Origin of the sequence: Duganella sp. FT27W (assembly GCF_009295655.1) — a bacterium.
Taxonomy (GTDB): domain Bacteria; phylum Pseudomonadota; class Gammaproteobacteria; order Burkholderiales; family Burkholderiaceae_D; genus Rugamonas; species Rugamonas zoogloeoides.
This window is the reverse complement of sequence record NZ_WHIV01000003.1, coordinates 1-14942: the sequence shown is the minus strand read 5'-3', so window position 1 is coordinate 14942 and position 14942 is coordinate 1. Positions and strand designations below refer to the sequence as shown.

At 57.6% G+C, this 14942-nt stretch carries 16 protein-coding genes, 1 tRNA gene and 1 pseudogene; 15 read left to right on the top strand and 3 right to left on the bottom strand.

Translation table 11 applies throughout. The annotated features are described in order from the left end of the window. The first annotated feature begins 79 nt into the window (after window positions 1–79). From upp to F8197_RS11920, 3 genes are all read left to right on the top strand, one after another. The gene (upp, locus tag F8197_RS11930; protein WP_019920820.1) at window positions 80–730 is read left to right on the top strand and encodes a uracil phosphoribosyltransferase; all 651 of its coding nucleotides are present in this window, start codon (window positions 80–82) and stop codon (window positions 728–730) included. 13 nt (window positions 731–743) lie between these two features. Beyond that, window positions 744–1103 (top strand): Hpt domain-containing protein, encoded by a 360-nt coding sequence (locus tag F8197_RS11925; RefSeq protein WP_152882078.1) that lies wholly within the window; start codon window positions 744–746, stop codon window positions 1101–1103. 319 nt (window positions 1104–1422) lie between these two features. Beyond that, window positions 1423–1626: a cold-shock protein gene (locus F8197_RS11920; RefSeq protein ID WP_008448165.1), complete on the top strand. Its 204-nt coding sequence runs from the start codon at window positions 1423–1425 to the stop codon at window positions 1624–1626. A gap of 106 nt (window positions 1627–1732) precedes the next feature. Here F8197_RS11920 and F8197_RS11915 read toward each other — a convergent pair whose 3' ends face one another. Continuing rightward, window positions 1733–2650: a LysR family transcriptional regulator gene (locus F8197_RS11915; protein ID WP_152882077.1), complete on the bottom strand. Its 918-nt coding sequence runs from the start codon at window positions 2648–2650 to the stop codon at window positions 1733–1735. A 197-nt stretch (window positions 2651–2847) separates the two neighbouring features. Here F8197_RS11915 and aceB point away from each other — a divergent pair, with 197 nt between their 5' ends. Next, window positions 2848–4443 carry a malate synthase A gene (aceB, locus tag F8197_RS11910; protein ID WP_152882076.1) on the top strand — a complete coding sequence of 532 codons (1596 nt, stop codon included), beginning with the start codon at window positions 2848–2850 and terminating at the stop codon, window positions 4441–4443. Window positions 4444–4565: 122 nt separating this feature from the next. Here the strand turns inward: aceB and gloB are convergent, their stop codons facing one another. Beyond that, window positions 4566–5372: a hydroxyacylglutathione hydrolase gene (gloB, locus tag F8197_RS11905; RefSeq protein ID WP_152882075.1), complete on the bottom strand. Its 807-nt coding sequence runs from the start codon at window positions 5370–5372 to the stop codon at window positions 4566–4568. A 20-nt stretch (window positions 5373–5392) separates the two neighbouring features. Here gloB and F8197_RS11900 point away from each other — a divergent pair, with 20 nt between their 5' ends. The 4 genes from F8197_RS11900 to F8197_RS11885 all read left to right on the top strand — a co-directional run bounded on the left by F8197_RS11900 (window position 5393) and on the right by F8197_RS11885 (window position 7598). Beyond that, window positions 5393–6238, top strand: a complete 846-nt coding sequence (locus F8197_RS11900; RefSeq protein ID WP_152882074.1) for a class I SAM-dependent methyltransferase — start codon at window positions 5393–5395, stop codon at window positions 6236–6238. After that, window positions 6231–6680: a ribonuclease HI gene (gene rnhA / locus F8197_RS11895; RefSeq protein ID WP_019920826.1), complete on the top strand. Its 450-nt coding sequence runs from the start codon at window positions 6231–6233 to the stop codon at window positions 6678–6680. Before F8197_RS11900 ends, rnhA begins: the two co-directional genes overlap by 8 nt. Window positions 6681–6734: 54 nt before the next feature. Continuing rightward, window positions 6735–7451, top strand: a complete 717-nt coding sequence (gene dnaQ, locus F8197_RS11890) for a DNA polymerase III subunit epsilon (protein WP_152882073.1) — start codon at window positions 6735–6737, stop codon at window positions 7449–7451. A 72-nt stretch (window positions 7452–7523) separates the two neighbouring features. Continuing rightward, window positions 7524–7598, top strand: a tRNA-Val gene (locus F8197_RS11885). 394 nt (window positions 7599–7992) lie between these two features. On the opposite strand, the gene F8197_RS11880 is transcribed toward F8197_RS11885, so the two are convergent. Continuing rightward, entirely contained in the window at window positions 7993–8241 is a 249-nt protein-coding gene (locus F8197_RS11880) for an AlpA family transcriptional regulator (RefSeq protein WP_152882072.1), read from the bottom strand. A 253-nt stretch (window positions 8242–8494) separates the two neighbouring features. Between F8197_RS11880 and F8197_RS11875 the strand changes: the two genes are divergently transcribed. The 7 genes and pseudogenes from F8197_RS11875 (at window position 8495) to F8197_RS11845 (ending at window position 14219) form a co-directional block, all read left to right on the top strand. Beyond that, window positions 8495–8995 (top strand): hypothetical protein, encoded by a 501-nt coding sequence (locus tag F8197_RS11875; RefSeq protein WP_152882071.1) that lies wholly within the window; start codon window positions 8495–8497, stop codon window positions 8993–8995. 4 nt (window positions 8996–8999) lie between these two features. Further along, window positions 9000–9767, top strand: coding sequence for a DUF2971 domain-containing protein (locus tag F8197_RS11870; protein ID WP_152882070.1), 768 nt, complete (start codon window positions 9000–9002; stop codon window positions 9765–9767). Between the two features lie 208 nt (window positions 9768–9975). After that, entirely contained in the window at window positions 9976–10617 is a 642-nt protein-coding gene (locus F8197_RS11865; RefSeq protein ID WP_152882069.1) for a hypothetical protein, read from the top strand. Between the two features lie 98 nt (window positions 10618–10715). Further along, a complete protein-coding gene (locus F8197_RS11860) occupies window positions 10716–10943 on the top strand; it encodes a transposase (RefSeq protein ID WP_373996851.1) in 228 nt (75 codons plus the stop codon). 168 nt (window positions 10944–11111) lie between these two features. Beyond that, window positions 11112–11432, top strand: a complete 321-nt coding sequence (gene tnpB / locus F8197_RS11855) for an IS66 family insertion sequence element accessory protein TnpB (RefSeq protein ID WP_373996898.1) — start codon at window positions 11112–11114, stop codon at window positions 11430–11432. Window positions 11433–11461: 29 nt separating this feature from the next. Next, window positions 11462–12533, top strand: a pseudogene (locus F8197_RS11850) (IS66 family transposase); the annotation flags it as partial. A gap of 288 nt (window positions 12534–12821) precedes the next feature. Further along, window positions 12822–14219: a hypothetical protein gene (locus tag F8197_RS11845; protein ID WP_152882066.1), complete on the top strand. Its 1398-nt coding sequence runs from the start codon at window positions 12822–12824 to the stop codon at window positions 14217–14219. Window positions 14220–14942: the final 723 nt, after the last annotated feature.

Genomic DNA, 14942 nt, shown 5'->3' with positions numbered 1-14942 from the left:
GTTGCCACGGCTGCACCGCCGCCGCGCGAGCGCCGCTTGTATAATGGCGTGCATAAACGTCTTCATAGAGCAAACAATAATGAAACAAGATCCGCGCTTCCCGAACCTGTTCATCACCGACCATCCGTTGATCCAGCACAAGCTGAGCCATATGCGCGCCAAGGATACGTCCACCCGGACTTTCCGCGATCTGCTCAAGGAAATCACGCTGCTGATGGGCTATGAGATCACGCGCGACTTGCCGCTGACTACCCGCACCGTCGAAACGCCGTTGATGACCATCGACGCGCCGGTGATCGCCGGCCGCAAACTGGCCATCGTGCCGATCCTGCGTGCCGGCATCGGCATGAGCGACGGCTTGCTGGACCTGGTGCCGTCTGCGCGCGTGGGCCATATCGGCGTGTTCCGCGACCCGGCCACCCACTTGCCGGTGGAATACCTGGTGCGCTTGCCGGACACCGTCGAGCGTACCTTTATCCTGTGCGACCCGATGGTTGCCACCGGTAACTCGGCCGTGCATGCGGTTGATGTCCTCAAAAAGCGTGGCGTGACCGACGAGCAAATCATTTTCCTGTCGCTGGTGGCGGCGCCGGAAGGCGTGGAAGTGTTCCAGAAATCGCACCCGGGCGTGAAGCTGTATTGCGCCTCGCTCGATTCGCACCTGGACGACCATGCCTACATCATCCCGGGCCTGGGCGATGCCGGTGACCGCATCTTCGGCACCAAGTAATCGCCGCATATATATGAACGCCTCGACCGATCCTGATTTTCGCGCCCGCCTGGCGGCGCTCAACGCCAAGTTCGCCGCCACCGTGCCAGGGACGATGGACAAGATTGCGCAGGCGCTCGCTGCCTGTCGCGATAGTGACGTGGGCGCCGCGCCCTCCGCAGCAGCGCTGCACCAGTTGCACGAACTGCTGCACGGCGTGGCCGGTTCGGCCGGCACCTTCGGATTCGCGACGTTGGGGCAGGAGGCGCGCCGTATCGAGCAGCAAGTGCGCACGGTCATGAAAGAGGGCGCCGACTGGGAGCCTATCCCAGCTCAGGTGGAGCGCTTGCTGGCATGGGCGGCGCGCGACGCGAGTGCTGCCGAATACGATTGAAACACGTAGTCCACTTGATCTATCGCAAATCGGTTATGATCTAGTTGTCTATAATGACATGTACGCTTTGAACGAGAGAGTTGCTGTTCATGAGCAGCGGTAGGCGAAGCGAAAAACGGAAGATTGTTCACGCTGTCTTCCGGCTTTTTCTACCAAAAAATGCGGTCTTTTGCATTTATTTTTGTGAACACGTGCTTTTCTCTAGTAAATGGGTATAATACGGAATCGTTTAGATTCAAGAGTACTGCAGTTTGTATGTCTTTCTTGCCTCAAACGATATCACGGGCGCAAGCCCAACTTAACTGAAATAGGAATTGTAATGGCAACTGGTATCGTAAAATGGTTCAATGATTCGAAGGGCTTCGGCTTTATCACCCCTGACGAAGGCGGCGAAGATCTGTTCGCTCACTTCTCGGCGATTCAGTCGGCAGGCTTCAAGTCGCTGCAAGAGAACCAACGCGTTTCTTTTGAAGTGACCGCTGGCCCTAAGGGCAAGCAAGCTTCGAACATTCAGCCTCTGTAATACGCTGGATCTAACGAAATAAAGAAATCCTCGGTAACCGAGGATTTTTTTTCGTCTATACGTTTGGCAAACCGCAAGTCTCAGCGCGGTTACGCCTTCCTCATGCTCACTGCTGCAAAGGTTTACGCCGCCAGTAGTCGGGCTGCGCATACGCCCGCCGCAAAAAATCCACGAACGCCCGCACCCGTAGCGGCAAATGCCGGCGCTGCGCGAACACCGCGTGGATATCGTTGCCCGGCGCCGCAAAATCGGCTAGCACCGTGCGCAATTTGCCTGCTTCGATCTCGCTGCCCACTTCCCACATCGACCGCCATGCCAGCCCCTTGCCAGCCAGCGCCCATTCGTGCAGCACCTGGCCGTCGTTGCAGCCCATATTGCCTCCCACTTTCAGCACCACGTTCTTGCCGTTTTCCCGAAAAGTCCAGCCGCGCTGGCTGCCTTCGCTGCTGATCGCCAGGCAGTTGTGACGCGCCAGGTCGGCCAGGGTTTCCGGCGTGCCGTGGCGCTTGAGATAGGAGGGCGCCGCCACCACCACCCGTTCGTTATCGGCCAGCTTGACGCTGACCAGGCTGGAATCGGCCAGGCTGGCGATGCGGATCGCCACGTCGATGCCTTCGCCGACGATGTCGGTCACGCGGTCGGTCATGTTCAGGGTGGCGGTGAGGTCCTGGTGCTCGGTCAGGAATGATGGCAGCAATGGCGCCACGTGCTGGCGGCCGAAACCGGCGGGCGCCGAGATCATCAGGTGGCCGGTGGCGCGGGCGCTGCGTTCGGCCACGGCTGATTCGGCTTCCTCGAGCTCGGCCAGGATGCGCTGACAATCCTCGAGAAATGCCGTGCCCTCGTCGGTGAGGGCCAGTTTGCGCGTGGTTCGTTGCAGTAATTTGACGCCGAGGCGCGCTTCGAGCGCATCGAGCCGGCGGCCAATCATGGCCGGCGCAATGCCTTCCGCGCGCGCGGCAGCCGACAGGCTGCCCCTGGCCACGACCTCGACAAAGGTGGAAATCTGTCTGAATTGGCCCATCGTGAACTCTCTATCTGTGACAAAAACGCATGGATGAAGTGATATTTAGTCTCGTTTGCGTAACTAAAGAGTGAATATACTGGAAAAAAGACCATGGTGTCACCGAGCCGACACACTAAAAAAGAAACCGGCGTGCGCACTGTGGCGATGCTTATAATTTGGTATGGAAGTTAACTTTTCTCTTGGAGATCTTGCACATGACGCTGTCCATCAATCTGCCCCAGGACATGGAAATTACCGGTGACATCAAACCCGGTTACGAAGCCATTCTCACCACCGAGGCGTTGAGTCTCGTGGTCAAGCTCACGCGCGAATTCGAGGCGCGTCGCCAGCAATTGCTGGCCGTGCGGGTGGAGCGCGCCAAGCGTCTGGACGCCGGCGAACGTCCCGACTTCCTGCCCGAGACCGCAGAAATCCGCAACGGCGACTGGACCATCGCACCGATTCCCGCTGCGCTCGAATGCCGCCGCGTGGAAATTACCGGCCCGGTCGAGCGCAAGATGGTGATCAACGCCCTCAACTCGGGCGCCGACAGCTATATGACCGACTTCGAGGATTCCAATACGCCCAACTGGGACAACCAGATTACCGGCCAGATCAATATGAAGGATGCGGTACGCCGCACCATCTCGCTCGAGCAAAACGGCAAGTCGTACAAGCTCAATGACAAGGTCGCCACGCTGGTGGTGCGCCCGCGCGGCTGGCACCTCGATGAAAAACACGTGCTGGTCGATGGCAAGCGCATTTCCGGTGGCATCTTCGACTTTGCCCTGTTTATGGTGCACAACGCCAAGGAGCAACTGGCGCGCGGCGCCGGCCCATATTTTTACCTGCCGAAAATGGAATCGCACCTGGAAGCGCGCCTGTGGAACGACATTTTCGTCATGACGCAAAACGAGTTAGGCCTGCCGCAGGGCACCATCAAAGCCACCGTGCTGATCGAAACCATCCTGGCCGCGTTCGAGATGGACGAGATCCTGTACGAGCTGCGCGAACACAGCTCGGGCCTGAACGCCGGCCGCTGGGATTACATCTTTTCGTGCATCAAGAAATTCAAGCTGGACAAGGACTTCTGCCTGGCCGACCGCGCCAAGGTGACGATGACCGCGCCGTTCATGCGTGCTTACGCACTGTTGCTGCTCAAGACCTGCCACAAGCGCAATGCGCCGGCCATCGGCGGCATGGCGGCGCTGATTCCGATCAAGAACGATCCTGAGAAAAACGATGTCGCCATGGGCGGCGTGCGCAACGACAAGGCGCGCGACGCTACCGACGGCTACGACGGCGGCTGGGTCGCACATCCGGGCCTGGTCGAACTGGCAATGGGCGAATTCACCAAGGTCCTTGGCGACAAACCCAACCAGATCGACAAGCAGCGCCCCGACATCGAGGTCACGCGCGAACAACTGCTCGACTTCAAGCCCGAAGCGCCAATCACCGAGGCTGGCCTGCGCTACAACATCAATGTCGGCATCCACTACCTGGGCAGCTGGCTGGCAGGCAATGGCTGCGTGCCGATCCACAACCTGATGGAAGATGCTGCGACGGCCGAGATCAGCCGTTCGCAAGTGTGGCAATGGATCCGTTCCGACAAGGGCGTGCTGGAGGACGGCCGCAAGGTCACGGCCGACATGGTGCGGGCGATGATTCCGGAAGAGCTGGCCAAGGTGCAGCGCGATGCGCCTGGTGGCGATGGCCCGACCTATCCGCGCGCCGCGCAAATCTTCGAAGAGATGTCCACCTCGACCGAGTTTGCCGAGTTCCTGACCTTGCCGCTGTACGAAGAAATCTGATCCGGATCGACAACCTTCAAGTCATCGTCCCCGCGCACGCGGGGATCCATGCTGAGTACGCAGATACGCCACACATGGATCCCACTGGCGTGGCGGTCTTCCCCGCACTCGCTGCAGTCACCTCAAAAATCGTTCTTCCACAAGCGCAAAGCCGTAAACGTCGCCAGCGGCGTGTCGATCTTGTCGAGCTTGCCAGCCTTTACCAGTTCCTTTGCGATTGCCGGTTCGCGATAGCGCAGGAACGGGTTGGTGGCCTTTTCGATCGCGATCGTGCTGGGCACGGTGGGCAGGTTGTGCTCGCGCTTGTCGGTCTCTACTTTTACCCTTTCCTGCAGCGCCACGTTATCGGGCTCGACCACGCGCGCGAAGCGCAGGTTGGATAGGGTATATTCATGGGCGCAGTACACCTTGGTATCATCGGGCAGCGCGGCCAGCTTGCCGAGTGAGCTGATCATCTGCGCGGGCGTGCCTTCGAACAGTCGTCCGCAGCCACCTGCAAACAGAGTGTCGCCGCAGAACAGCCAGGTGGGCTCGGCATCGAGCGGTGCGCGCACGTAGGCGATGTGGCCCATGGTGTGACCCGGCACATCGAGTACGCTCACGCGCAGCGCCAGGCCCGGCACGTCGATCTGCTTGCCTTCACCGACGGGCAGGGTGACGGTGGCGATGCTCTCGTTGCGCGGTCCATAAACGGGAACCTGGTAATGCTGTAATAATTCGGGAACGCCGCCGATGTGGTCAGCGTGATGGTGGGTCAGTAGAATGGCGGTGAGCCTGAGGCCGTGTTCCTTGAGCGCGGCCAGGACCGGCTTGGCTTCACCGGGATCGACGACGGCAGCGTGTACGCCGTCATGGATCAGCCACAGGTAGTTGTCTTTGAACGCTGGAATCGTAAGAACACTGAGAGCTTGTTGAGAAGATATGGTCATTGGATCGCTAAAGGCTGGACATGGATAAAGCAGGTTCGGAGCAATCCATTATAGCGCTGGAAGGCTGGCTGCAAACGCCCGCCGGTGTGTACATGCGTGCGTGGGAACAAACGTGTCTTGATAATTTAACGGTAGATATTTTCGGCTACAACGCGGTGCAGATCGGCCTGCCGCAGATTGACGCGCTGGCAGCCAACCGCATGCCCAACAAGTGGTTGGTGGACCGCAAAGTACGGCCGGAAAACATCGTGCCAACCTCGCTGTCCGCGCCTGCCGGTACGGCGGCCACGATGACCGCGCCGGTGATTGCCATACCGCCGGCGCGGCCCGTCTCGCTCACCTGTGATTTCACCGAACTGCCGTTCGCCTCGCACAGCCTGGACCTGGTGGTGCTGCCGCATGTACTCGAGTTTTCTACCGATCCGCACCAGGTGCTGCGCGAAGTCGAGCGCGTGCTGATACCCGAAGGGCAGGTGATCATTTGCGGTTTCAATCCCACCAGCCTGTGGGGGGCGCGCCATGTGCTGCGACGCGTGGGTGGCGCCTCGTTCCTGCCGCCTACGGAATCGTTGATTACCATGCCGCGCATGAAGGACTGGCTGAAATTATTGAATATGGGTGACAGCCACAGCCACCTCGGCTGCTACGCGCCCGCCTGCCGCACAGAAAAATGGCTGCAACGCTACGCATTCATGGATAATGCCGGTCCGCGCTGGTGGCCGTTCTTTGGCGGCGTGTACGTCATCCAGGCCATCAAGCGCGTGAAAGGCATGCATCTGATCGGCCCGGCGTGGGCCAAGAAATCGGCAACGGCCCCGGCGGTCGTGCCGGCAACCAACAAAAGACGGGAACAGCAGGATGGATAAGGTCGAAATTTTTACTGACGGCGCATGCAAGGGCAACCCTGGCCTGGGCGGCTGGGGCGCATTCCTGGTGGCCGGCAACTCCGAGAAGGAAATCTGCGGCGGCACGCGCGACACCACCAACAACCGCATGGAATTGCAAGCCGTGATCGAAGCCCTGAGCATCCTCAAGCGGCCCTGCGACGTCGTGCTGCACACCGACAGCCAGTACGTGCAAAAGGGCATTAGCGAGTGGATCCATGGCTGGAAAGCACGCGGCTGGAAAACCGCTTCGAAGGAACCGGTCAAGAACGAAGACCTGTGGAAGGCGCTCGATATCGCGCAAGCGCTGCACACGGTGGAATGGCGCTGGGTGCGCGGCCACAACGGCCACCCCGGCAACGAGCGCGCCGACATGCTGGCCAACCGCGGCGTGGAAGTGGCGCGCGCCGCCAGTAAAAAGTAAAACCGGCAGGCCTGTTATACTAGTCTGCTTGTCTGTAGCAATCACCGAAACACTATGCGCCAAATCGTACTCGATACCGAAACCACCGGCATCAACCCCAAACTGGGCAACCGCATCATCGAGATCGGCTGTGTCGAACTCGAAAACCGCATGCTGACGGGGAACAACTTCCACGTCTACATCAATCCCGACCGCGATTCGGAAGAGGGCGCGCTCAACGTCCACGGCCTGACCACCGAGTTCTTGAGCGACAAGCCGCGTTTCCACGAAATCGTCGAAGACTTGCGCGCCTACATACAGGGCGCCGAAGTCATCATCCACAACGCGCCGTTCGACCTGGGGTTCCTGAACCACGAATTCAAGCTCCTTAACCTGCCGGACTTCAGCAGCCACATCGGCAGCGTGATCGACACCCTGGTGCAAGCGAAAGAACTGCACCCCGGCAAGCGCAACTCGCTGGACGCACTCTGCGACCGCTACGGCATCTCCAATGCCCACCGCAAACTGCACGGCGCGCTGCTCGACTCGGAGTTGCTGGCCGACGTCTACCTGGCCATGACACGCGGCCAGAACAGCCTGGGCATGGATGTGGAAGAAGTCAAACCGGCCGGCAGTGAATTGCTGGCGCCAGTGGCCATGGCCGACATCATCTTCCTGCCAGCGTCGGACGACGAACTGGCAGCGCACGTGGAAGCGCTGGCCGGCCTGGACAAGGCGGTCAAAGGACAATGCATCTGGACCGCCGCGATGGCGCCGCAATTATCGGCGTGAGAGACAACGGAAGAATTTTCACGTTGACCCTTCCATTTTGCCTGGGACGTATCGTATAATTCGCCTCGCTTCGGGAGGTTAGCTCAGGGGTAGAGCACTGCATTCACACTGCAGGGGTCGCAAGTTCGAAACTTGCACTTCCCACCAAGATTTCGTTTTATATCAAAGGCTTACGCGATTTTCTGCGTAGGCCTTTTTTGTTTGGTATGAAAAAAGTATGAAAAACTTCACGGGATTTTCGTGGCTTTTAGTAGCTTCTGGTGGACAGAAAAATTTTTGACTTCGTCGCGATTTCACGACGTTCAAGACATGCCCCACGTTGCTGGCGGAAATCAGGTGAGGGAATTGGCTACGAGAGTGAGCGGCGGTGAATGGCGGCAGGCAAACCGCCTCCGAGCCGGCCATGGCGACTTGCGCGCGGGACGGCCGGCCAGTTGCCCAGTTACGTCTGACCGCGATTCATAATTCGGGTCAACAGTATTGCAGCAGTTACGATTGGCCATCGTGTGCTTCTCACCGCAGCTAGTTGCGGTTAAGCTGCTCAGTCTGGCTTGATGCCTTTTCGGCGGCTGATCGCGATACGCTGCTGAACCCATGCATCGACTTCCTCCTTCACCCAGGCGCTTGCGCGCCGTGTGAGCTTAACGGGCGGAGGAAATGTGCCCAGCTTAATCGCGCTATAAATGCTGGCCCTAGAGAGCCCACAGATGCGCTTTACTGCCTCGAGTTTGATGAGGTTTGGCTCGGTGAGGCGTGGTTGAGTTCGCCGTTCTTTCGTTTGACTGTCCATGATGGCCTCCTTGCTCTAGTTTGAGAAGGCTGAGTTCGCGGGTCCTGCGGCGGCTCAATACTGGCAACGCATTTCTTCATGGAAGATAATGGCTCACTGTCGTTGGTGACACTTGGCGGAGGTAGCTCACACCTTGCACGAGCTAATACGATACCGAGATTTTGCGCTGGTGGAAGATCAGACTGGAGCCGTTGTCGATTTTCCAGCGGGGGGGAAGACGTGCTAAGCTTTTTCAAACTTCTCAGAGGTAAAGATGGTTGAAAATAATCAAGCATTAGAAGCGTACAAAGTGTGGCTCAACGCCAGTGAAAAGTACGACTATCACATCGTCGGTATTGCAGGTGCGCTCACCGCGTGGGGTGTGCAGACGCTTCAGTTGAAAGCGTTGGACTGGACCGTCGCTGTTGAAGTTGCAGGTTTAGCGGCGCTTGCAACTTCCGCCGCTTTAGGTCTGTATCGTATCGAGCGCTCAATACTTATTCACAGCCTTTCGCTACAAAAAGCGCAACTCACAATAAAGTCTAACGAGAAGTGTGCGCGCGAGCGACGGAACCAAGAAGAAATCGGTAGCGCGGATTACGTTGGAGTCGAAAAATGGGAGGCTAAGCTACGCGAAGTCGACGGGCTGCTAGCAAAGCAAAAACCAGTTGCACTTCGTCTCTATAAGTGGCGCAACTTCACGCTCATCGCAGGGCTGGTAGCCTATTCCGGCGGCCGCGTCGCTCATCAGTTGTTGCACTTTACACCTACCTAGCGTTATGCACCGCCCCGCATTTTTGTACAAATATCGTAAAGACGAGTACTACTCGCTTGACGCCTTGTTTTCCTGCAAAGCCATTTTCGGCGGGAGGAAAGCTTTTAATGACACATTCGACGCGAGAGTTGCACTTGTTGCGCCGACAATCGAAGAACTTAAGCGTATCGATTCCTCAAACCTGCGGTCGCTCCACCCATTGGCTCGAGGAACTCCAACATTAGTAGACTACCAAGGCATCACGCGGAAGGGGAAGAAGTATCTACAAAACTTCTACAAAAGCACAGAAGCACTCATTGACTCATACCGATTCTATTGCCTATCTGCCAATCCTATATCTACGCCGATGTGGTACCACTACTGCGCTGACCACACCGGATTTTGCATTGAATTTAAATCAGAATTCATAGGCGGCGATAAAGTAACTTACAAAGACGAGCTTCCCGAAATTCGCTTAGCGGAATTCTTGCTAGACTACCGGCATCAGTTCGGTATCGATATTTGGGAAGCGCTTCGAACAAAGCACACGGACTGGGCACATGAAAAAGAGTATCGCATCCAGACTGGCAATGGGATGGCACCGCGATTAGTCTTCATCAATGAAAATACCGATTCTGTTCATTACGAGCCGGTTTGGGTAGAGGCCATAATTTTCGGGAAGGATATGCCCGATGAGCGAAGACGCGACATAGTCGCGAAATACCAATTCCCAGTAAAATTTAAGCAAGTGGTGGTTGGGCGCGGTGCCTTGGAAATTATTGATTTTCTGTAGTGACAAACCCGGCGCACGAATGTAACCGGCGCCAACACCCAAAGAATAACAAGCTGCGCAAGAAGGCTTTGCGTTGACACTTACGTTCTACAGGTGCCCGGTTCCAAAAAAAGGGATAATGCGAATCGCCCTGTTATACTGTATGCATGCACAGTAAATGGGGGGTGTAGTGAGGGTATGGGTCTGGAGGCGGCGTGATGGCGGGGCGATGTTGTCAGTGGCCGAGCAAATTGGCGATTCTGGACACTCGCTCGAGCTGGTGGTGGTCGAAGTGACCGACCAGGGGCAGCGCAGGCCCACGAAAGTTGCGCGCCTGATTCCGCCGGGCAGCCGGGTTGCGGTGTCGGAACTCGCCGCGCCGAAACTGACCTGGTTCCGGAACGACACGTTCGTGCTGAGCGGGGAAGAGTCTTTAACTTGGGATAGCAAAACAATGCGCGCCTCCCAGTCGTGGTTATGCCGATTTGACCTGCCGGGCTGCGAAGCGCAGTTCAAGGTATGGACAAGCCATCAGGAAGGCGTTGAAATGTCGCGCCATCGCGTGCTCAATACGGGCCCCAATCTCACTGCGTCGAGGATTGCGCTGAGCAACGTAATGCACGAACAATTGGGGCGCCACACCACGCAAGCTTCGGTCAGGCGCACCACCACCACCCACCTGACGCTGCTGGACTGTGACATTGCTTGGATGTCCGAAGAGCGTTTTTGTTTGACGGGATTTCAGCATTATCCGGAAAGTGGACAAGGGCCGGCGCGCTTGCTCAAGCAAGGCTGGTTTTGTGAACCCGACATCCCGGTCGCGCTCCACGCTGTATCGGAGCGCCTGCTGCGCAAGATGTCTTTGCGGTAAGGTGTTGGACGCCGCGTAAGCGTCTTCCTTGCACCGTCTGTTCGTAGCGAGTAGCGTCTGCCAAAGTAGTTCCCGTTACTTTTTTGGCGGGAACTACTGTGGACACTGAAGTGGTGTCGGGTAATCGTAGAGGGCGACCAAACTACTCGCCGGAGTTTAAACATCGCCTGGCAGTGGCGGCCTGCGATCCCGGTGTGTCGGTATCGAAGCTGGCCCAGGATCACGGCATCAACACCAACATGTTGTTCAAATGGCGTCGCGATCTGCGCTCAGGTCTGCTCACTGGACCGCTACGGATGAAATGCGGCTGCTCCCGGTGGTGCTGAAACCGTCCTCGCCAGCAAAAAAGCCGGCAAGCGGCGCCGCGCGCGGGAGCGCTATTGAAATCACCATTGCCGACGCTACCGTGCGTGTCTGTGCTGGCACGGACGCGGCGTTGCTGCGGCTAGTATTGCAAATTTTGCGCGCATGATCGGCTTCCTGCTGGCACCCGGATCTGGCTCGCCGCCGGCATCACCGATATGCGCGCTGGCATGAACGGGTTGGCGGCAAGAGTGGAGATGGCGCTAGCTGAAGATCCTTTCAGCGGCCACGTCTTCGTGTTCCGTGGCCGGCGCGGCGACATGCTCAAAGTGCTGTGGTGGACCGGCGACGGCCTGTGCTTGCTGGCTAAGCGTCTTGAGCGCGGACGTTTCGTTTGGCCGCAGGCCGACAGTGGCAGCGTGGCGCTGACGCAAGCCCAGCTCTCGATGCTGTTGGAGGGAATCGACTGGCGTCGTCCAGAGCGAACCTGGCGGCCGACGTCAGCCTTGTAAACGTCATCGGCCTCGCGTAAACTCGCCTCATGCTGACCGTCGCCGACCTCCCTGACGATATCGCCGCCGTCAAGGCATTGCTATTGGCAAGCGAACGTCGCGTTCAAGAACGCGATGACCAGGTGGCCGGACTGGAAGCGCAGTTGAACACGCGCGCCGCAGAGATCGAGCATCTCAAGCTGTGGATCGCCAAGCTGCGGCGCATGCAGTTCGGCCGCAAGTCCGAGAAACTGGACCACCAGATCGAGCAGCTGGAACTGCAGCTGGAGGATCTGCAAGCCGATGAAGGCGAGGTGACGAAGGCGATACCTGAAACTGACCGGGCACCACGCAACAAGCCCGTACGCAAGCCGCTGCCTGAGCACCTGCCGCGCGATGAAAAGGTCCACATGCCCGCCGCCGACGCGTGCCCGTCTTGCGGTGGTGGACTGCGCTTTCTGGGCGAGGACGTGGCCGAACAGCTCGAATATATACCGGCCAGCTTCCGAGTAATTCGCCATGTACGCCCCAAGCTCGCTTGCAACTGCTGCGACGCCATCGTGCAAGCGCCTGCGCCGAGCCGCCCGATCGAACGCGGCATCGCCGGTCCAGGTTTGCTGGCGCATGTCCTGGTGGCGAAGTTCGCCGACCACTTGCCGCTCTACCGCCAGAGCGTGACCTATGCACGCGAAGGCGTGGACCTGGATCGCGCATTGCTGGCAAGCTGGGTTGGCGCCGCCAGCGCCTTACTGCGTCCGCTGGTCGAGGCTATCCGGCACCACGTGCTGGCCTCCACCAAGCTGCATGCCGATGACACTCCGATCCCGGTGCTCCGCTCCCGGCAATGGCAAAACCAAGACTGCCCGGCTGTGGACATACGTGCGCGATGACCGGCCAAGCGGCGACACCACCCCGGCCGCCGTCTGGTTCGCCTACTCGCCGGATCGCAAAGGCATCCATCCGCAAACCCACCTGGCCGGTTTCAGCGGCGTGCTGCAAGTCGACGCCTATGCTGGCTTTAACGCGCTCTACGAAAATGGCGCGATTGAAGAGGCCGCATGCTGGGCCCATGCGGTGCGCAAATTCTATGACCTGCACGAAGCGCGGCCATCGGCGCTGACCCCTTGGGCAGACGCTTACCGCTTATATGACAATGTGTGATTTTCTTCGCTTGATATTTCGCTATACTCAGCGGCTACTATCGGCAAAGAACCGATGCTGCCCCTGGCTGCGCTTCATTAGTTAGAGTGATGAGCGGATGCCGAAATATTCTGATGGGGGATCCATTGGTTGCCGCGTGCTCGCACCTATCACGGAGCTCAGGCTGCGGAACGTCGACAGCTACCGAACTACTTACGCGCAGTTGCAGGGAAGTTGAAGTGGAAACATAAGTTTTCAAAGGAGAAGTCTTTGTCAAGCCAAACCATAGCGTCTTACTTACCTGACAGCCAGCTGATAAAACTTGGAGTCAATTTGCCTGCCTTCTGTGACCCAGAGAATCCGAGAGGCTTCGTGGGAGGCCATGAGCTGGCGTATATACTTCACGAGTGGACGCACTACCTACACAATGTGTCGACTATCCACGGACTATCTTCGTTCGCCAATCTAATTCATCTTTGGAGTGTCTTCCGTAAAACTATCGGACCTGATGGCTTCAGCATGGGGTCATCTGCTAATCCCGAAGTAATCCAGGCGCACTTCAGGCAAAAAAACGCATTTATCCAGATCACTCGAAATCGGCGACCAAACAATATACCTGGCAAATTGTCCGCCGAGCTCATAACAGTTACTGGGGTATCAGAGCGCTCTCAGACCCTGCCGGGCCTAGACATCGCTACTCGTGCTATCGTCTGCGCGTTAAGCATCAGAAATGACCAAGGCGATTGCTATACAGCCTCAGCCGAAATCGGATCTCATGAAATCGTTGAATCGGTCGCGTACATGTTGGAAGCACGCTTCACGGTTCGTGCTGGCGGGAAACCTGTAGACGTGCCTTTCTCTCCGTATCTACTTTTAAAGATGCTAGCGAATCATGCAGCACCGACCTTGAGAGACGAACTGGTCATTGCTTGTGGGATAGCATCCCTACAGAACTCCGATCCGCCGTCGTCACTACTGCACCTACTTGCTATGGCCGAGGCCGAGATGCAGAAAGGTGGTGATGTCTTTGCCATGCTGCAAGAACATCAGCGCCAAGAACTTCATGAAGCCAGTGAGTGGATTGAAGATCAACTTAAGGTGATCGAGGATGTTTTCCCCATAGAAGAGCCAATGGCTCGTGCAGTCAGAAAGACTGTCAGTACTATGCGCTCGAACTTTGAGGTTCGTAAGCAACTTCCTTTCGTTGAGCTTGCAATAATTGAGCAGATCATTCAGAACAACGGTAACCTCACTCCGATCGTGAGTGCCTTCGGTGCCTGCGGCATCCTCCAACAACGTCAGGGAGGCGAAGATGACCTTCAGCGCGACGTGCTGTATGAGTTCGTGCTCGACGACGAACGGGACCCGTTGCTGGATGAAGGCCGACGCCTTATGCATGCCGCGTTCGACTTTGTTCGCCTGCACTCAAGCAAGGGGGAGATCGTGCCAACGTTACAGCTCCCAAAGTCTCGAAGGTATATGTGTCCGTTTTACACGGTCTGCGCGGAAGAGACGCGCAGGGTAACCTCCCTAATTTGCGCAGAAGAGCCATGGCAGACGGCTCATCGTGCGACAGCTGACCTTTGCTGGTACGGCCGAGCGGTGCGTCTCATATCTCCGCCTGAAGTTGCCAAAGAGCTTGAGAAACAGTACCCGCGCGAAGAATGAGCAACATACTGTTGCCCTGGAACTGCGCTGCGCAGCTCCCTTCGGCTTAAACAACACGCCGCTTCCCAGCGGTGTGATGCCATCATCTTCTAATTCATTGACGGGCTCAAGACGGCGCTGGCTTGACGCTTACGACGCCGCCTCCATTCGAAGCCATCGATCAACGTCGGCAATTCATCTTTACATGAGTCGGTGAGACGGGATTGGAGGTCGATTTGCGCAGCCGCCGTTGGCGGGTGTGGGCACCAGATCGGTGGTACTGTGTTTCCCTTGCAAAGATCAATAGTTGCCTGGATCTAGCACTTTCGAGCTCGTTTCCTCCTGTTGCGCTGCGCTCTGTCCACTGCGTTTCCGGACCGGCACTGCATGCCGCCTCCAGTCCTTCTCTCGCAACACCCGCTCCACAAGGGGATGCTGCGCAACCCCTTGGCCGCGCGGCGCATCCCGCAACCCCAACATCTACCCCACGCGATGCGCTACGCGCAACGCTGCCCCCTTCGCATCTATGGCACGATAGCCGCCTCGATCTCGTTGTTAGTTGGGTTGCGCTGGATGATCACTCGGGCGGCGAGGATGGGTGAGTCGTTTCCCGCCGGTGTCAGCAGCGGTTGTAAACTGATACAAGCAGCGATTGAAAACTGATACACCGTTTTGAGATGATGGCTGCTTTGCGGAGCAGCCTTGAAACCCAACGAGGTGTACGTGGAAATTCAGTTATTGAGC